This is a genomic window from Peribacillus sp. 05N428, from assembly GCF_056397085.1.
Window position 1 is genome coordinate 166,566 of record NZ_JBFTMS010000005.1, and the last position, 20,055, is coordinate 186,620.

Annotated in this window: 15 protein-coding genes and 1 pseudogene; 15 read left to right on the top strand and 1 reads right to left on the bottom strand. The window is 36.3% G+C overall.

Annotation, left to right across the window (positions count from 1 at the left end):
- Window positions 1-6: 6 nt before the first annotated feature.
- From AC1DIV_RS07305 to AC1DIV_RS07355, 11 genes and pseudogenes are all read left to right on the top strand, one after another.
- Window positions 7-603, top strand: a complete 597-nt coding sequence (locus tag AC1DIV_RS07305) for a serine/threonine protein kinase (RefSeq protein WP_477576089.1) — start codon at window positions 7-9, stop codon at window positions 601-603.
- Window positions 604-1,539: 936 nt separating this feature from the next.
- A complete protein-coding gene (locus AC1DIV_RS07310) occupies window positions 1,540-2,154 on the top strand; it encodes a hypothetical protein (RefSeq protein ID WP_477576090.1) in 615 nt (204 codons plus the stop codon).
- An 882-nt stretch (window positions 2,155-3,036) separates the two neighbouring features.
- Window positions 3,037-3,942: a UTP--glucose-1-phosphate uridylyltransferase GalU gene (gene galU, locus AC1DIV_RS07315; protein WP_034306886.1), complete on the top strand. Its 906-nt coding sequence runs from the start codon at window positions 3,037-3,039 to the stop codon at window positions 3,940-3,942.
- Window position 3,943: 1 nt separating this feature from the next.
- The gene (locus tag AC1DIV_RS07320) at window positions 3,944-5,263 is read left to right on the top strand and encodes a UDP-glucose dehydrogenase family protein (RefSeq protein ID WP_323597401.1); all 1,320 of its coding nucleotides are present in this window, start codon (window positions 3,944-3,946) and stop codon (window positions 5,261-5,263) included.
- A gap of 375 nt (window positions 5,264-5,638) precedes the next feature.
- On the top strand, window positions 5,639-7,153 hold the full coding sequence (locus AC1DIV_RS07325; protein WP_477576092.1) for a glycosyltransferase: 1,515 nt from the start codon (window positions 5,639-5,641) through the stop codon (window positions 7,151-7,153).
- A complete protein-coding gene (locus AC1DIV_RS07330; protein ID WP_340876528.1) occupies window positions 7,140-8,321 on the top strand; it encodes a hypothetical protein in 1,182 nt (393 codons plus the stop codon). The genes AC1DIV_RS07325 and AC1DIV_RS07330 overlap by 14 nt, the downstream gene beginning before the upstream one ends.
- 355 nt (window positions 8,322-8,676) lie before the next feature.
- A pseudogene (locus tag AC1DIV_RS07335) lies at window positions 8,677-9,658 on the top strand (NAD-dependent epimerase).
- A 172-nt stretch (window positions 9,659-9,830) separates the two neighbouring features.
- The gene (locus AC1DIV_RS07340) at window positions 9,831-10,097 is read left to right on the top strand and encodes a hypothetical protein (protein WP_477576094.1); all 267 of its coding nucleotides are present in this window, start codon (window positions 9,831-9,833) and stop codon (window positions 10,095-10,097) included.
- Window positions 10,094-11,533 carry a glycosyltransferase gene (locus AC1DIV_RS07345; RefSeq protein WP_477576096.1) on the top strand — a complete coding sequence of 480 codons (1,440 nt, stop codon included), beginning with the start codon at window positions 10,094-10,096 and terminating at the stop codon, window positions 11,531-11,533. The genes AC1DIV_RS07340 and AC1DIV_RS07345 overlap by 4 nt, the downstream gene beginning before the upstream one ends.
- Window positions 11,534-11,808: 275 nt before the next feature.
- Window positions 11,809-13,539, top strand: a complete 1,731-nt coding sequence (locus AC1DIV_RS07350; protein ID WP_340876523.1) for a phospho-sugar mutase — start codon at window positions 11,809-11,811, stop codon at window positions 13,537-13,539.
- A 935-nt stretch (window positions 13,540-14,474) separates the two neighbouring features.
- Window positions 14,475-14,861, top strand: a complete 387-nt coding sequence (locus tag AC1DIV_RS07355) for a DUF192 domain-containing protein (RefSeq protein WP_477576098.1) — start codon at window positions 14,475-14,477, stop codon at window positions 14,859-14,861.
- A 943-nt stretch (window positions 14,862-15,804) separates the two neighbouring features.
- Here AC1DIV_RS07355 and AC1DIV_RS07360 read toward each other — a convergent pair.
- Window positions 15,805-16,995 (bottom strand): MFS transporter, encoded by a 1,191-nt coding sequence (locus AC1DIV_RS07360; protein WP_477576099.1) that lies wholly within the window; start codon window positions 16,993-16,995, stop codon window positions 15,805-15,807.
- 294 nt (window positions 16,996-17,289) lie between these two features.
- On the opposite strand from AC1DIV_RS07360, the gene AC1DIV_RS07365 reads away from it, so the two are divergent.
- From AC1DIV_RS07365 to AC1DIV_RS07380, 4 genes are all read left to right on the top strand, one after another.
- Complete coding sequence (locus AC1DIV_RS07365; protein WP_323596976.1) at window positions 17,290-17,505, top strand: hypothetical protein; 216 nt, start codon at window positions 17,290-17,292, stop codon at window positions 17,503-17,505.
- Between the two features lie 423 nt (window positions 17,506-17,928).
- The gene (locus AC1DIV_RS07370; protein ID WP_477576100.1) at window positions 17,929-18,327 is read left to right on the top strand and encodes an IDEAL domain-containing protein; all 399 of its coding nucleotides are present in this window, start codon (window positions 17,929-17,931) and stop codon (window positions 18,325-18,327) included.
- A gap of 70 nt (window positions 18,328-18,397) precedes the next feature.
- Complete coding sequence (locus AC1DIV_RS07375) at window positions 18,398-18,859, top strand: flavodoxin (RefSeq protein WP_477576102.1); 462 nt, start codon at window positions 18,398-18,400, stop codon at window positions 18,857-18,859.
- Window positions 18,860-18,897: 38 nt separating this feature from the next.
- Window positions 18,898-19,671, top strand: coding sequence for a hypothetical protein (locus tag AC1DIV_RS07380; RefSeq protein ID WP_477576103.1), 774 nt, complete (start codon window positions 18,898-18,900; stop codon window positions 19,669-19,671).
- Window positions 19,672-20,055: the final 384 nt, after the last annotated feature.

Here is a 20,055-nt window from a genome sequence, read left to right on the forward strand (position 1 = left end):
GATTAGATGAATGATTTTAAATTAATAAGGGTTGAAAGAATAGAAAAGAACGGTAAAAAGGAACTTCTTATTCATAATCCAACCACATTAAAACTAATTGGGGCAGGAAGTCAAGGTGCAGTTTTTCAGCTTGATGAAGATATTTGCGTAAAAATTTATGTCAATCCCAATGCAGCAAATAAAGAGGGGAAAGCGCTTGAAGCAGCGAAGGATACCCATATTGTTCCGAGGTTATATGAAGTCGGACCAAACTATGTAATTATGGAATATTTAAAAGGTCCTAATCTAAAAGATTATTTGAAAGGGAAGCAAGATATTCCCGAATCGATTACAGAACAAATCATAATGATTCGAAAGGAACTGAAGAGAGCTGGATTTATTAGAATCAAGACTTCAATCGGACATTTTGTTGTAACAAAGGGAAATGTACTGAAAGCAATCGATCATTCAGACGGGCTCACAATGAATGATCCATATAATCCAAAGATGTTTCGTGATCTAAAGAAGTTGGGGTTATTGGATACATTCCTTAAACAAGCAAAGAAAATCGATCCTGAATCGTATGAAGAATGGCAGAAAAATATCGACTTCAATGCGATATAAATGAGAATATGCGAAAGTGGTGCTTAAAAGATGTTAAGCAGGCCAATATCGCAAAAAATCCATTATGATTTCCTGCAAATCCAATTATGTCGTACAAGCAGGGAAACTTAAAAGAGGAAAGTCGAACCCTTAACGTAAAGGTTCGGCTTTTTAGTTTGGAATTATCCCAGACTATAAAATTTTGCGAAATGGGCAGAAAAGCATTATTTCTCCCGTTCGCAAAAGTGCATGTTCGGCTGTTATAAGGACAAATTACAATGTTCGTAAAATCATTTTTACAACCAGATAACGATTTTAAGTGGTTTTTTTGAATTTTTTTTGGAAGATGATATATGTTTAACGTCTACACATGACAAACGCTCAGTCATTCAAAGGCTTGTTGAATAACTATAGAAAGAATGGTGATAGTTGTTTATCTATAAAGATCTCTGTCTATGCAAATAAGAAAATCGGAAACCACATGTATGGTTTCCTAAACTAAAAAGAGGTGAATCACTTTCAAACATCCCTAAATTGGACACTAACCATTTCGATTAAGACTGCTTCGACTGGACCATTCTTTGGGCTTTCATTATTCATACCGCGCTTCAGCATTAATGCTGAGTTAGAAGGCTTCAGGTGTTTTAAGGAGAAACCAACTAATAACTTGATTGATTACGGTGGATCAATTGTTGTCCCGATACAATAAATAACAAGTGCATTGCTGTAATTATAATCGGAACGACAATGGCAACACATTCATGTCGACAACAACACTAGGAAATGGTGAAATAACTATCTCCGATTGTCCTTAAACTGATTCTGCAACGAAAGCGATTTACTAGAAGCATAAAAGGTGAATCCAATGTCAATTGAGAAGACGATTTTTCCAACTACACAATATGTAATTCAAATGTGCCTCCATAACCAATAAATAGTGAAAAGGGTGGGAACCTAATGGGTAAAAATGATCAAACAGATAATCACAAGGAAGACAATAGGAAGAAATATAACCATATATTAGAAAACATTCAACTCCAACTCCAACTCCAAGAAAAACAACAGAAGGAACTTCAGGTGGAACTTCAGAATCAGTTAATTAAACAACAAAATGAGACTTTAAATAAAATCTTACAAGAAATAACGAAGATTGCACAACCACTGGAAAAAATTCAAGGCCAACTCCAATACCAAGAAAAACAACAGAAGGAACTTCAGGTTCAACTTCAGGATAAATTATCTAAACAACAAGATGAGCATTTAGATAAAGTCTTACATGAAATATCGAAGCGTTCACAACCACTAGAAAAAATTCAAGACCAACTCCAGCACCAAGAAGAACAACAGAAGCAGCTTCAGATTCAACTTCAGAATCAGTTAATTAAACAACAAGATCAAACTTCAGATAAAATCTTACAAGAAATTACGAAGATTGCACAACCACAACCACAACCCCTCTTATTAAAATCACCTTTTAGCATAATCGATACACTTGATTTAGATGTAGAAAAAAAGGCGCAAATTGCGATGTTTATAGCAAATAGCAGTAAAAATGAAGATGAAACTCAATAAAGAAGAAGAGGCTGTTAAAGCCTCTTCTTCTTTATTGAAAACTAGTTCCATCGAAAGCGGTTTCACAGTATTTCCCACTCCATTCCGGAAAATGCGCATTCCAAATTATTTGAGACTCTTCAAAAGATATAGAAACCAACTTCAAAGTTATCGAAGTTGTGGGTGTAGGGCGTATTCGCAGAAATCGATATCTTGTGTCGATGGCGCCCACTGGGAACTAGCCGAAGGTTGCAATTAGAGTGGAATGATTCATTAGAAATGTATCCAATATGCCAAGTTTTGCTCTTCATGTACGGAGAAAGTAATAGTGATGCACTACCCTTACAAGGATGATAAGAGATTAAGAGTAGTTAATAAAATTCCTTAACTATATCCATTCAACATGGATCGTACTCTTATTAAAAATGGAGGAGGTTAAAAAAATCCCCTTTTCATTTGAAAATCCCCCCCTCAAAATCATGAATACAGTCCATCATATATTTTGATTTAAAGTGGAACGGAAAGGATTTGTCATTACAAACTGGTCCTTCGATACCCATTATATTAATCTAAGAATTTGTTGCTCTCATTTCTGATAGCTGGGATTTTTCAAAGAAAGAGAAAAGGAAATCGTTTAGGCTGCTGTACCGCAAAAGGCTCCACAGTGGTTTATCCAAACCGTATATCGATCATTTCAATCTCCATTACATAAAAAGTGTAATGGATTTTTTAAAGGGCACTAACCGACAGGCCGCGACGCCCGGCCACAGCCAGATTGGAATTCTTCCATATATAGCCTACTGGTCCCTGTTAAATAAAAATGGACGAATTGGGCTACTAACTAGACCGTAAGTTGTCCTATTGCATATAAAGGATTAATGAATGACAAAAGGGAGGCAGCTTATGAAAATTCGAAAGGCCATTATTCCGGCCGCAGGTCTAGGGACCCGATTTTTGCCTGCTACAAAAGCTCAGGCTAAGGAAATGCTGCCGATTGTTGATAAACCAACGATTCAATATATTGTTGAAGAAGCAGTAGCTTCGGGCATAGAGGAAATAATTATCATAATCGGTAGAGGAAAAAGATCAATAGAGGATCATTTTGATAAATCCTATGAGTTGGAAGATGCACTTTTAAGAAAAAATCAGCTCGATATTTTAGAGGAAGTTCAGAAAATATCCAGCTTGGCAAATATCTATTATGTCCGCCAAAAGGAACCGATGGGGCTAGGACATGCAATTCTCTGTGCTAAAAGCTTCATTGGAAATGAACCTTTTGCCGTTTTGTTAGGGGATGACATCGTTATGTCTAAAACACCCTGTCTGAAACAAATCATCAGTGTTTTTGAGTATTGCAACAGTTCCGTCGTAGCTGTTCAGAATGTTCCGGAAAAGGATGTCAGTAAATATGGAATTATTAAGCCAAAAGGGACAATGATTGAGCCAAACCTTTTTCATATAGATTCTTTGGTGGAAAAACCGAAAAGGGAAGAGGCGCCTTCCAGATATGCGATAATGGGGCGTTATGTTTTTAGACCCGAGATTTTTGAAACGCTTTCCAAGCTTCCGGTTGGACATGGTAATGAATTACAACTTACTGATGCCATTAATGAGCTAAATAAGCAGCAGGCCGTATTAGCATATAACTTTGAGGGAAACCGATATGATATTGGTGATAAAGTTGGATTCATTAAGGCAACAATAGACTTTGCTTTGCGCAGGGATGATATAAGAGACGAGGTACTTTCCTATTTAAGGGATGTAAATAAGAAAGAAAACCTCCAAATAATAAAGAGAGAGCTTGAATAATATGAAAATAGCTGTTTTGGGTACAGGTTATGTCGGGCTGTCCACTGGTGTTTGTTTGTCAGAAATAGGTCATAATGTCATTTGTATCGATACTGATGAACAGAAAATTAAAAGCCTACGTCAAGGGATTTCTCCAATATATGAACCCGGTCTGGAGAATTTGCTTATTCAAAATGCTGCAGCGGGTAGACTGCTATTTACTACATCTCATCGAGAAGCGCTAAATGGTGCCGAGATTATCATCATTGCCGTAGGAACACCGCAAATGGATGATGGGGGAGCAGATTTATCTTATATTGTGCAGGCTGCGAAGGATATTGCTGCGAACCTGGTACAGAGTTCAGTAGTCGTTATAAAGAGTACTGTGCCTGTTGGTACGAATGATTTTATTAAAAGCATCATTGAAGAACATCGTAACGAAAGTGTCACCTTTAATATGGTATCAAATCCTGAATTTTTAAGACAAGGGTCTGCCGTCATGGATACGATGCAAGCAGATCGAATCATAATCGGTTCTGAAAATGATGAGGCTGCTAAGAAAGTACAAGAAATGTATCGTCCATTAAATGTACCATTTATACTAACAAGCATTCGAAGTGCGGAAATGATTAAGTACGCATCTAATGCCTTTTTGGCGACCAAGATTAGCTTTATCAATGAAGTTGCCAATTTATGTGGAGTAGTGGGTGCAGATGTTAAAGATGTAGCAAAGGGAATGGGAAAAGATAAAAGGATCGGAGAAGCTTTTTTACAGCCTGGCATTGGTTATGGAGGATCTTGTTTTCCAAAGGATGTTAAAGCGTTGCTTCATACTGCCAATTTAAATGGTGTACATTTTTCCCTGTTAAAAGAAACAGTAGCGATCAATGATTTTCAGCAGGAACTCCTTGTAACCAAAGCGATAAATCGCTTAGGAGATTTAAAAGGGAAAAAAGTTGCAATGCTTGGTCTCGCTTTCAAGCCAGAGACAGACGACATGAGGGAAGCTCCATCAATCAAAATTGCGCGTTCATTAACCAAACTTGGAGCAGAAGTGGTAGCTTATGATCCGGTTGCAGTGGATAATGCGAAGAACATATTAGGGGATACAATCAGGTTTGCAAGCACAGTCCGCGAAGCGGCAGTGAATGCGGATGCTGTATTCATTGTTACCGAATGGAAAGAGTTTAGACTTTTAGATTTGAAAACATTGATGACAACAATGAGACGGCCAATCGTTTTTGATGGTAGAAATTGTCTTGAAGAAGATCGAATCAGAGCGTGCAAGAAAATTGAATATTACCCAATAGGAAGACCAGCAATTGTTATTGGAATGACATAAAGCGAAAAAAATTTTCTAACACTTCTTTACCTCAGACATGTTGAAAACGTATATTAGGTTCTAACTGGCAATGCAGCACCTTTGATCGTATCTTGGGTGCTTTTTTATATTTCTTAAATAGAAGAAAAATCATCATCGACGATTAATACCTCAGATTAACATCAACTATAACATGTTGTTTTTATTTTCATTGTTTGTAAATGATCTTGTGTCATGGCACCTACTTAAAACCCCCTTTGTATTAGACAAACGCATACTCTCTGCCATTTAGCTTTACTGTATGTTATTAGTCCATGCGTACCTAGAGAGTCCTGCATAATATACTTGAAAAGGTCCAGGAAATTTGCTTACTATGCATGAAAGGAGATCATTTATTTGCACACAGTTATGCATTTGAATTTAAGAGTTGATCCGACCCAATATATCTCACAGATTCGAGAAGTTCCTGATTATGATTATATTCATATGGTACGACAACCTAAGTATATGATAGATCTTTCCCTTTTAAATGAGAAGGTTCATTATCTCAATGAAGTTTTCTCACCAAAAGAATATGTCAAAAGAAATAATATCTCCCTATTACATGCTCATCATGGCCAATTAGGGATGTTATTACTTCCTTTTAAAGAGGAAACAAACCTTCCGTTGGTAACAAGTATTAGAGGCAGGGATGCAACCCTGGCTAATCAGCCCATTGGCTATCTAGATAACATGAAAATTCTATTTGATCGAGGGGAGCTTTTTTTTCCAGTTTGTCAGTATTTAGCAGAAAGGTTAATTGCTTGGGGTTGTCCTTCAGAAAAAATTAGAGTGTTATATGGGGGCGTTGACCTTAACGAATTCAAATACCGGGCACCACATAAAGGGGATTCTCAAAATATTCTATCCATCGGTAGGTTGGTGGAAAAAAAAGGACATCACATCTTAATGCAAGCTTTCCAAAAAATCAGAGGTAAATTTCCAAATGCAACCTTGACGATTATCGGTAGAGGGGGGCTTGAAGAATATCTCATTTCATTGGCAAATCAACTTAATTTAGGAGACTCTTTTCGCCTATTAAACCATCTCCCTAAAGATCAAGTTCGAGAACAAATGACCAATGCAGATATATTTTGCGCCGCTAGCTTAGAAGCTGCCGATGGAGATGTAGAAGGTATACCTAATACATTAAAAGAAGCTATGGCGATTGGAGTACCAGTGATTTCGACCAATCATGCCGGTATCCCTGAATTAATAACAAATAACAAAGAAGGGGTTTTAGTACAAGAAAACAATGTAGATGAACTGGCAGAAGCTCTTGAATTTATGCTATCTAACAGAGAGATATGGGAAACATATACTGTAGCGGCTCGTCAAAAAGTAGAACAAAAATTTAACCTCGCCCAACAACTTCAACAACAAGCTGAATTTTATGATGAACTTGTAGCCCCTTATAAAGTAGGTAAACGATATTTAATAACACCGCGCCAAATAGATAAAAAAGTCCATAAGGAGACTCCACAGCCTCAACAGCAAGGTAAGTATGATGGCGAAAGGATAGCGCCTAGGAAAAAAGCCGAATTAGCCAAAAAAGCCCTTATTTATATGCAACAGCTACAACAGCTTCAAGGGCTTCAAGGGTTTCCACAGCTTCAACAACTTAAACAGGTTCCACAGCTTCAACAGCAGACTAAAGATAAAGTCAAAGATGAACTGGTAGCATCTAATAAAAATGAAATAAAAGCTAAAGTTCAACAGAGAGCTAAGGATCATGATGAAAAAATAGCTTCTCGTAAAAAAGAAAAAAAGGCTCATAAAGCCGAAAAAGTCAAAAAAGCCCTATATAAACTTCAAAAGTTTCAACAGCAGGCCATAGATGAGCAGTTAGGAGGAGATCATGGAGGACTTTAAAACCATTACTGTTACCAAAGGTGAAAAATCTTTGGAAATTCACAATCCAACTAGCTATTCGCTGATTGGAATGGGTGCTCAAGGTGCAGTTTTTCAACTTTCAGAAGATAAATGTGTAAAAATCTATTCAGACCCAGTACAAGCGAAAATGGAGGAAGAAGCTCTTGCAGCTGGAAAACATCTACCCTTTATGCCTTTGGTATATGAAACAGGACCAAACTATATAGTCATGGAATATTTTAATGCACCGACCTTAAAAGAATATCTGAGAAATTGTACGTATATCCCTGATTCTATAGTAAAGAAACTTCTCTATATATTAAAGGAATTAAAACAAGTAAAGTTCACCATGATAGATGCCCCCCTACGCCATATTTTTGTCGTTGGTAATGAGGAACTTAAGGTGATTGACCATGTAAATTCCTTTAAAAGGATACACCCTGTACCATTAAAATTATTAAGAGATTTAAAAATAATCCTTTTAAAGGACTCGTTCCTAGATCAAGTGAAAAAGCTTGAACCGGACACCTTCAATGAGTGGGAGGATTATTTCAATCAAAATAGTTTGGATTTTAGAAACATTCCAGTCCACTCAGGAGTGTCAGGTAATGGAGTGAAAGTGGATAGCGCCATAACACAAACCCTCATTGGAAAAGGGCATCAAGGTGCTGTTTATCGAGTGTCTGAAGAGACATGCGTTAAACTTTACGGAAAAACTGAACATGCAAATCAGGAAAAAATGGTCCTTTTATCAAGTCAAGACTTGCCCTTTATCCCGAAAGTCTTTGAAACAGGACCCAATTATATTTTAATGGAATATCTATTAGGACCAGATTTAAATACGTTTCTTAAAAAACAATCTGTACTTTCTGAGGACATCACAAAACGATTACTCTATATTTTAAAAACAATGGAAAAATCAGGTTTCAAACAAATTGATGCCCCATTACGACATATTATTGTAACCAAGAATGGTTTTAAATTAGTMGACCATGTGTACTCTTTTTCACGTGAACAAAAAAGACCTCTCGAGTTATTTAAAGACCTGCGAGAAAGAAATTTTTTAGATGCTTTTTTAGAACAAGTGAAGGCGTTAGATCCCGGTACGTATGCTGAATGGATAAAAACACCAATCCCATTAGATGAAAATGAAAATACCCTAGTATAGTCATAGTTATCTAACCGTAAACGAGCATATAAAAAAACGATGATGATTTCGCATTCACCGGTTTCCAAGATGGTTTTAGCATTAACTCACATACGTAAGTGCTAGTTCACAGCGGGTATAAGAGTGAATAACTCATGAGGCTTAAAGCGAAAAAGATAGCATGAATTGGTGGTTTACGAATAAAACGTAAGTCTCTCTCCAATGAGAATTTTGAGTTTATTTCCTCTTTTTATCCGTCATGAATTCTGTTCTGTTGGTGTAAAGAATCGAAAGTATCACTGTATAAATAATGTAGTCAGTGTTCCGAAAAAGGTGTCAGAATCCTAATGTAATAGAAAGGGTTGGAATTAATGCTATGAACATTTTAGTAACAGGGGCAGCAGGGTTCATTGGTTTCCATTTAACAAAACGTTTGTTAGCCCTAGATAACAAAGTTATTGGAGTAGACAATATTAATGATTATTATGATGTTATTTTAAAAAACAATCGACTGAAGATATTAGAAGAAAACCCTGATTTTGAATTCCACAAATTGGATTTGTCAAATAAAGAAAAATTAAATCAATTATTCAAAGACAAAACCATTGATATAGTCATTAACTTAGCAGCCCAGGCTGGAGTACGTTATAGCATAGAAAATCCGGATTCTTATGTTAATTCCAACCTCGGTTTGTCGACACAATAACGTAAAGCACTTAATTTATGCATCCTCTAGTTCTGTATATGGAGCAAATACTAATATCCCCTTTTCAACCAAAGACCCAGTGGATCATCCAGTAAGTTTATACGCTGCCACTAAAAAGTCTAATGAATTAATGGCTCATACTTATAGTCATTTATATAATATTCCAACCACAGGACTCCGTTTCTTTACGGTGTATGGTCCATGGGGGAGACCTGATATGGCTTATTACTCTTTTACTAAAAATATTATCGAAGAGAATACAATAAAGGTTTTTAATAATGGAGATATGAGAAGAGACTTCACTTATATTGATGATATAGTTGAAGGAATTGTCCGGTTACTTGATAAACCACCGATTCATACTATTGGATGGGACAGAGCTAACCCTGATTCAAGTTCAAGCTATGCCCCATACAAAATTTATAATATTGGTAACAATAAACCTATAAAATTAATGGATTTCATTAACACATTAGAAAAACTAATTGGCAAAAAGGCAAAAGTAGAATTCTTACCAATGCAACCGGGAGATGTTAAGGAGACATATGCAGATATTGCCGATTTGCATGCTGATGTGGGGTTCCATCCTTTAACAACAATAGAAGAAGGTTTAGCTCATTTTGTAAATTGGTACAAAAAGTACAATAAATAAGGAAAAAATAAGGTGTTGTCAAACTTCAATGTTGAATATTAGGCAGCACTGTTCAATAAATTAAAAGTTTAATATGTAAAAATCCAAAACCGAAGAATGGGTATTGGACGAATAATGCTAGTGAAAAAAGATAAATTAAAAATTTTGTAAGTCATTAAAAGGAGAAAGTAATTTGAATCCTGAAAATATGAAAACCCCATTGGAAGTTCTTAATGAGTATAGTTTGTCAGATTTTCTCATGACATCCCTTAAACGAAATTCTACAAAAGATCCTCTATTCAAATTAAATCCTCTGTTTGAAAACTGTTCTGAAGGCCTACCATATAAAGACATTTATAAAGCCGATTCTATGTCCCCTCCTGAATATCACAAGCAAGTGAAACAAATTGCAGAACGGGAAAAGAGAAAATTTCTTATTAAAGGGACTGAGGTGAGATGAAAACCATTGCTTATTTTGTAAGTGAAAACATTAAAACACACCAACGTTTTATATATAATCAAATCGTAAAAATAACTAACTATCGCACAATCGTAATCGGCCCATTCGACAATGCCGACCGTACAGAATTCCCCTTTGAAAACTACTATAATATAAACAAAATTAAAGATCTAAAAAAGTTCTTCGAAGAACAAGATATCATAGCCATTCATGCTCATCACGGCTCACACGGACAAGAGATTTTGCCTGTATGTGAAAAATATAATATTCCTTTGATTGTTAGCATTAGAGGACGAGATGGTTCGGACAGACCGGAAATTTTCGAAAAAAATGCTAAGCGATATTCAGCATTAAATAAACATGGTGCACACTATTACCCTGTATGCCAATATCTTGCAGAAGGATTAAGAAGGTTAGGAATTCCGGCTAAGAATATGCATGTATTATATGGTGGTATCGAATTAGATCTTTTCCCTTATTCTAACCGCACTCTTCCTACAATAGGCGAAATAAGAGTTTTATCGGTAGGTAGACTTGTAGACAAAAAAGGATTTGTTACTCTTATAAAAGCATTTAAACGTATTTATACACAATATCCAAATGCTAGACTGCATATTATTGGAGCAGGTGAAGATGAGAAACGAATTAAATCCACCATTGCAGAATATAACCTTAAAGATGTTGTGATTCTTAGAGGAGCTATGGATTCAAAACAAGTTTCGGACGAATTGAAAAAAGCCCATATCTTCTGTCTAGCAAGTCAGACAGCTAAAAATGGTGATATCGAAGGTATTCCTAATGCCTTAAAAGAAGCAATGGCTAGCGGTTTACCTGTCGTTTCCACTCGACACGCGGGAATCCCTGAATTAATTGAACACCAGAGAACAGGATACCTAGCTCCAGAAAAAAATGAATTGGAGTTAGCGAAAGGCATACAATTCTTTATAGAAAATCCAGATATTTGGACCGGCTATACGGAAAGCGCAAGGAAAGTCATTGAAGAAAAATTTGATGTCAATAAACAAATTATTGAGCAACAAAGACTATATTCTCTTATTAATACAGTGAAAACAGAAACGGCAACGAAAACGAAAACTAAAGCGGAAACGAAAAAGAAAACCAAAGCGGAAATGGAAAAGAAAACGAATATGCAAACGGAAACGAAAAAGAAAACCAAAGCGGAAATGGAAAAGAAAACGAATACGCAAAMGGAAACRAAAAAGAAAACCAAAGCGGAAACGGAAAAGAAAACGAATACGGAAACGGAAACGAAAACGAAAAAGAAAACCAAAGCGGAAATGGAAAAGAAAACGAATAAGCAAAAGGAAACAAAAAAGAAAACCAAAGCGGAATCGGAAAAGAAAAAGGAAATGAAAAAGAAATCGAAAACAAAAACGAAAACGGAAAAGAGTAAAAAGAAAAAAAAAATCAAGTAAGGAAACAGCATTGCGTGAAGGAAAAGAAGAATAAAATGACACTCTTCCAAAGTAATGGTTGGAAAAATGAATAGATCGTAACCAACAACTTTGGGTGGGAGTGCATTTGGCGATTCTACAATCTCCGTTACAGGATGAAGAACGTGAAAAGGGAGCTATGCTCTAGGATCGATGGTTAGATTTCATATTCAATTGATCGCTTGCAATGTGTACTACGATCAAAAAGAAATGCCAAACAAAGTAAAAACATACAGGCAGGAAGGAGCTGTATTTTCATGGACTGGAAGTCTTTATATACTATTTGGACTAGTTATCCCAATTTAAATAATGAAATGCGTTTAATGCTTGAAGAAATGGAGGATGATGAAATATCACTTGAAGACGCATTTTATAAAAATTTGGAATTCGGGACAGGTGGTATGCGAGGGGAAATGGGGCCAGGTACGAATAGGATGAACATTTATACCGTACGAAAAGCGACTGTAGGACTTGCTGAATATATTCAATCGTTTGGGAATGAGGCAAAATCCAGAGGAGTTGTAATTGCTTACGATTCAAGACATAAGTCTCCCGAATTTGCATTGGAAGCAGCCAAGACTTTGGCAACAAAGGGAATTAAAGCTTATGTATTTGATGAATTACGGCCTACCCCACAGCTCTCTTTTTCTGTACGTAAGCTGAGTGCATTTGCTGGGATCGTCATTACAGCAAGCCATAATCCGCCTGAATATAATGGGTATAAAGTGTATGGATCAGACGGAGCACAGCTACCTCCTAAAGCGGCGGATCAAGTCATTAATTACGTGAACGCGATTGAAAGTGAGCTTTCCATTGTAGTGGAGGACGAAGAAATCCTAAAGGACAGAGGACTCATTCAAATCATTGGCGAGGAGCTGGATACCGCTTATAATGAGCATTTACTCACTATTCCTGAAGATTCAAAGTTAGCAGATGAAATTGATGTAAAGCTTGTGTTTACACCGCTTCATGGTACAGCCAATAAATCAGTAAAACGCGCTTTGCATGATTTAGGATATCGAAATGTCCATATTGTTAAAGAACAGGAAATGCCTGATGCTAATTTTCCTACTGTTAAAGTGCCTAATCCAGAGGAACATGCTGCGTTTGAATTGGCCATTGCGCTTGGAAACCGTGTTAATGCTGATTTATTGATTGCCACCGATCCGGATGCGGATAGGCTTGGAATTAGCGTGAAGAACAATGCTGGAAATTATGTAGTATTAACAGGCAACCAAACAGGCGCTCTTTTTTTGGATTATCTAATTTCACAAAAACAAAAGAAAGGGACCCTTCCTCAAAATGGAGTCGTATTAAAGACCATCGTGACTTCAGAAATAGGACGTGCGATTTCTGAGCAAAATGGTTTAAAAACCGTAGATGTTTTAACTGGATTTAAATACATTACTGAAAAAATCAATGAATACCACACAAGTGGAGAACATTCTTTCCTGTTTGGCTATGAAGAAAGCTATGGATATCTAATCAAAGATTTTGCACGTGATAAGGATGCCATCCAAGCTACTATTCTGGCGGTGGAAGTCTGTGCCTATTACAAAAAGCAAGGTAAAACGATGTACGAAGGTTTACTGGATGTATTCGATAAATATGGATATTACTTGGAAGATTTACGGTCGTTGACTTTAAAAGGAATTGAAGGTGCGAAGCAAATTCAAGCGATTCTCAATGAATTCCGGGAAAATCCACCAGATCAAATCTCTGGTCATCAAGTAGTGGTTCGAGAGGATTATCTCAGCAGTAAAAAATATATGTTTGGGACAAATAAGGAAGAGGACATCAAGCTCCCGAAGTCGAACGTATTAAAATTCTTTCTTGAAGATGGGACATGGATATGTTTACGACCTTCCGGAACAGAACCTAAAATTAAATTTTATTTCGGTGTTCATGGAAGCTCGATGAAGGAAGCTCAGGGAAAATTATCCACCGTTACGATAGACTTTATGGAGAGTATCAATAAAATGCTTTAAAGGAGGACCCTCATTCAGAGGATCTTCAAAAAAACTGGGGTCAGCTTTCATTATATAAAGAAATGCTGACCCTTTTTTTGCCCATCAATGGCTAAGTGCTGCATTCTTAATCTAGCACTTATCCTTTCAGTATCATAAATACCCTTCTTCAAATCAAGATCTCAAGCAGAGTATACCCAAACATGAGTAGGACAACGGGGCTTATGCGGATATGCATGACTATTCGACACTAATTGGAATATTGAGCATATAATATACTATACCAATCCACAAAATCCCCCTATGTAGTAGCCTTGCTGATACCGTATGACGTTACGTAGTACAGTTGTACAGGCCCTAGGATGGACCTTATGAAAGGTGCTAAATAGGGAGGATTCTTTTAGGATCCTCATCGGCGTTAATGTTGAGGCATTTCCCAATAAGACAAGCCTTGAAATGTCACTTAAAAGATGAAGTCTTAAAAGGTAAGACACGTACATTTAACATCATACATAATCGAACATTCTAACAAAAAAACGAACGTCCTAAATGGTTGGAATAATAACCGCGGCAGTACATAAAGTGAATTTTTGTACCTTTAAGTACATTTCTAATTTGATTATGCTTTCTAGCTCGTTCACCAATAATTCTTCTCTAATATGGAACAGGCTCACGAAATTATCACTTGCTCCAAAAAACACCTATGCTTTTATATACAGTTGCTGTAATTATTGAAAACAGAGTATTAATTTTAAAAGCCATGGAATAAAGTATTAGAAGTTAAATGGGGCTTGCTTAGTTATTTTTTCATCTGTATTCGTTTCATCACCAACTTTCTTCCTTCTTATTATTTAAAAGCAGGGAAAGAAAGTTGATGTCTTTTTAAAAGAAGTTCATGAGATTGACATTTTCTTTTTTTTAGAAAAAACGTCTATTCCCTGCGAAGGTGAGTGAACATGAAAAATAGAATGAATACAAAAATGATAAAAATAATCAGTGGAAACAAGATAACTAGATTAAATGTTCAAGTTGCAGATACTCAAAGGAAAAGAGAAAAAGGCTTGATGTTTGTTGGGAAATTACCCGAAAATGAGGGGATGTTATTTGTGTTTTCAGAAGAAATATATGGTGGATTTTGGATGAAAAACACATTTATTCCTTTATCTATCGCTTTTCTTGATTCATATGGGGTAATTCTAAAAATACTTGATATGGAGCCTTGTATAGAGGAGTATTGCCCTACCTATGATCCAGGAATTTTTTATTATTATGCAATTGAAGTAAATCTTGGATGGTTTGAAAAGAATCAAATCAAAGAAGGGGACTATGTAAAGTTTAATTGATTCATATCCCCACCTCTAGTTCTTGGAGGTGAATTTTTAAAAAGGGGTATTTATGTTGATTATGCTAGGAAGATTGTGAAGAGTTTTATTTAAACGAAAATGGTGTTTTACTTCATTACCTGGAGCTCAGCAGCTCCTTTTCTTATGCAACTAGAGAGGCAGGTTTCTTGAAGGGGCAACTTATATATTAACTTTTATTTCCCCGTTCCTAACAAAGGCTGCGCCCAGGCCTTGTAGTGGTGGAACCGCACCATAAGTCATGAGGTTTTTAAATTATGCCAAGCCATATTCCTCAGTTATGAATTCAAAAGAAGTAGTTTGACAGCATGATTATTAAATTTTTTAGTAATGGAGAAATTTCACCCAAAGATCTATTGCTGTATAAACAAATCTTCTACATAATGTACTACAATTTTCATATTTCACTATAAAGAAGTAGATGAATTCAAAAAGGCCATCTAAAAAAAAAGAAAACCGAACTCAAATGACCGGTTTTCTTTTTGATTATGGCTCTTTTCGTAAAGATTGTTGTTTTAAACTTTGTTCTCACGTGTTAATAGCCAGCTAACGAACAGCCCTGCTATACCGTATGCCATTAAAATGTCTTGACCACCGATGAACACCGCTAACATAATTCCAAATAAAACCAAATACCAGGAACACCGTTGTATCAATTTTAAGGCAAGTTTTTCCTGTTACTGATCTTCTCCTTGGAACTAGAGAAATACTCCTGATTTTTTCAAATCTTTTCATAATGCTTGTTTTTTTGTATCTTTTCCACGAATGTCATTCGTCTTGGATACAATATCGAATTTAGACTTGAAATGCGTCGTTCATCCTCTCATTTTATCTAGGCTATATTCCAGTTTATTAGGATCTTGTTCAACCAATGGGAAGCCATGCAGCAACAAAGCATCTCTCATTGGTGTTCTCAGCTTTTCTCCTATGCCGGTTTCTTTTGTTTCTGGTCCAAGCGGTGACTCAGGAAAGTTAGAAGACTTGCCAAGATGGCAATCAGCCCGCCTACCAATGTCACACTCATCAAATTTCCCTGATGGTAAACAATTCCGCCTAATGCGGAACCAAAGGCGATACCGACATTGCTTGCCACAGGCATCAGTGAAGCAGCCAATCCTGTAGCTTTGGGTTGATAAATACCGGCTAGGTCTATCAAATATAGCTGGGTAGATGTTGTTAAAAGGATGGCCATTAATGACATCAAGCTAATGTTAATCAAGCCAAAGATAAAATTATCTGTCGTCCAATATAAACTGATCAGGACAACTGCTTGGACGAGGAAAACAAACCTAAGGCGTCCGATGGCATTGTAGCTGGCAATTTTACCAGCGAGTATGTTGCTGAAAATGGAAATGAATCCGTAGCCAAACAAGATCCAACTGATTGAACCACTTGGTGCTTCCATTCCTTTCAGGATCGGAACAAGATACGTATAAACGGCATACGTCGCTCCAAATCCAAGCGATGGAATGAAAAAGGCCATTAAGATTCGCGGGTGTGTCAACAAAGAAAATTGATCACGCATTGAGCTGCGGAATGTACTGTGCATAGTAGGCAAAATGAAGAAAGATGCCAAAAACGCAATAGCTCCGAGAAAAGTCGTTAACAGGAAGGGTGCATTCCAGTCGTACCTTTCAGCGATGACAGTGCCAATTGGTACTCCGATCACGTTTGCAAGTGTAAAACCACCGAAAACGAATGATATAGCAAGTCCACGTTTTGCGATTGGCATGTTTTCACTGGCAACAATCATAGCAAGAGAAATTAAAACTCCTGTTACAATCGCAGTCATCATCCGAAGTGCAAGGAGCATGACGTAGGTGGTTGAAATCACGCACAAAGCATTCAGGATGATGAACGAACCTATCAAGAACAACATCCATTTCCGTTTTGGAAAATGGCTTGTTGCCGACATCACGAGCGGTGTGGCAATGGCAAACGTAATGGCAAACGCAGAAACGAGTGTGCCTGCTTTTGCATTCGTAATATGGAGATTCGAGGAAATATCGGTTAAGATCCCGACGATAACAAATTCGCTTGTCCCGAGAACAAATGTTAATAAAGTAAGTGTTAAGATGAGCAGCCAATGCCGCTTGGTTAATTCTGTGGTGTGCATAAATACCTCTTTCCTTGATGAATGTAAAAGTTGTCACAGGGTGGAAAAACAATCTAACTATCATACCATAAAACATTTTTATGAGGAAAACCCTTGCATAGTTACGATAGATTATTTCCTGCTAAAAAAGCTTGTACCTGAATCACTAATTTTACCGTAACCTGTTATGTTAGAAAACAAAAAAAGAATTCGAAACGGATTAATAAGGAAAAGCATAAGGGTAACAAGATAATAAAAATGTAATACTCTATATCAGGAAGAAGACATAAATCAAACAAGAAGGATGGGATCCTGATGGTTGATGAAATAAAACGGGAACAATGGAAAAAGAAAGTTATCGAAAATCTGAAGAAGGAAGCTGTCAAAAATATCATAGCAATAACGGGAGACCTAGCAAGATTAGATGCTAAAGTCAATAATACTTACACTGTATACATCAAGGATGGAAGGATGATAAAGAAGCAAACCAATGGGAAGTGTGTTGTCATTAATGGGAAAATACAAGGATAAAAAGTAGTGTAGGAACAAAGATGAACTTTTTGAATGCGAAGGAAGATAGCGGCTGGACAGTTTCCTGCTTTTAGCCCGGGTAAGGGATAAAGACGATAAAATAGTTGTATAGCGTAAAAAAATACTCTGGGATGAGTTATTCTCCAGAGTATTTTTTTGTACTTGGCAGCAGCGGTAGCTAGGCATCTATTTTTCCAAGGCAACAAAACAAAAATATGAAAACTTAGCTAAAACATATTGACAATGATAATCATTATCACATAAAATACTAATTGAAAATGATTATCAATTTCGATTGGTTCTCTGCATGTTAATAAAATGAATTTTGAATAGGCGGTAACCGTCAAAAACAAATGGACTGACCAAGTGCCAAGGTTGAAGAAGAATTCAAAAAAACTGAATGTGAGTGAAGGAGGAGCACCTATGGATAAAAATTTTATTATATTAGAACTATTTCAGCATGAAGTAAGCTGCTGCTGTCCGGGTGAAAGGCACCAACATATAATTGAGTTTCTTCAAGGAGATGTTTGGACAATTACAAATGAACGGAAGTACATTGATTGCCTAGGATGGCACTCTTTAATAGTTGTCAACAACGAGTTTCAGTTTTTTATGCACGTGGAAGATATCGAGGAACTGTATTCCAAGGGCAGCATTTGCTCCATTTTGGATTTGAACCTTAAAATTAACCATTTGAGTTTTAAAGTAAACGAAGCACTTGATGCACATGATAGGGAGTCATTTCTTTCATATTCCGATGAACTGAGCAACGTACAAAAAATTAAGAATAAAATGAACTTTGGTGATGTACATGCTTTTTAAGAAAACAAATTTCATGTACATATAACATAAAAACAATAAATCGTTCGAGATGTTGGAAGGGGAACTTATCATGTCTAAAATCATTATAATTTTTGCCAGTATGAGTGGAAATACAGAAGAAATGGCGAATACCATTGCAGAAGGAATCACAGAAATCAGTGATGTGATTATCGAAAAGATAGATATTATGGATGGTCCTGAAGCTTCCATGCTTGAAGATTACGATGGAATCATATTAGGGGCATATACGTGGGGAGACGGGGAGTTACCCGATGATTTTTTAGACTTTTATGAGGATATGAATCATATTGATCTAACTGGAAAGAAGGCTGCGGCGTTTGGTTCCTGCGATTCATCTTACCCACAATATGGTGCAGCCGTAGATATTTTAACAGAAAAATTAAGGGAACAGGGTGCTGTTATCGTCCTGGAAGGGTTAAAAGTAGAATTAACCCCAGATGATGAGGGTATCAAGAACTGCCAAAATTTTGGGAGGGAATTTATAAAGAATAGTTTTGTCACTTCAATATAGAATTTGAAATTTTATGAGGAGAGAGAGAGGAGAAGGGAATGATCGATAGGGAACATCGGATTTCCATTGCTACTTTAACTGATTATCATTTACAGGATTTTATAAGATGTCCTTATCAATTTTACTATTTTCATATAGAAGGAAAAATCACCACTCATTCGGATTGGAGGAAGATTGTTCAATTTGTGGTTAATCAAGTTGTAAGTCGATATTATAAACTTCCTCCAAAAAGTCAGACGACTAAGAAGGTTTTGGAGTTCATAGATGATCATTGGAGTGCCGTTGAAGTACGTCAGTTCGAGTCGAAGGTTCATTATTATAAGGCTCTTGCTAATATTACAGATCATTTACTCCAATGTTTAACTACTGAAAGAAATGAAAATCCACCTTTGTTTTTATATGAAAAATTTAACATGGACATGGATGAGTTGGGTACCGAACTTTCCTTAACTTTTGAAGTGGCAGAATGGTCAGGCAACTCATTCATCATAAAGAAGTATTTAGTTGATACAGATGAAGAAATGAATCTTTTATTTAATAATATGATTTCGGTATTTTGTGAAAAGGCATTTGATCAATTACCGGAAAGAATAGAGATATACTCGCTTATGGAAGGTAAAAAAGAAACGTTTATACCAACCAAGAAGGATGTTTCTGGTGGATTGGAATACCTCAACATGATCAAGAATCTTTTACAAGAACCCAAAAAGTATTTGAAGACGGATTCCTTAGCAGTTTGCAAAAGCTGTTCTTACCAAAAAAGATGTTATGAAGGAATTAATATAAACCAAGAAAGATTTAGTAGTCAATAATCGTGTTTGAAAAACCTGGAATTATTGTCTATATTATTAGGAATTACAGTATATTAAAGAGAAAAGAAACGTTCCTGGATGTTGCCTAATTAACTGAATCAGAGAAATATCCTTCCAAAAAGGTTTTGGAGGGTTATTGGGCATGGACCAAAATAGTAGATCTAAGGGAATTGAATCTTTTAGAGAAGGATATTGACATGCTATTAGCTGATATATTTCACTAACTAAAGCTGTTAAATAACCATTGTATTAAGCAAAAAAAGAATGAGATTTGAGCGTAAAAAGAAGAATTGTCTATTTATTACATTTTGTATTCCAAGAATAACCTCGACAGAATACAAGTTCAAAACCAAATTCAAAGCGGTTAAGTCATAATCAAATCAT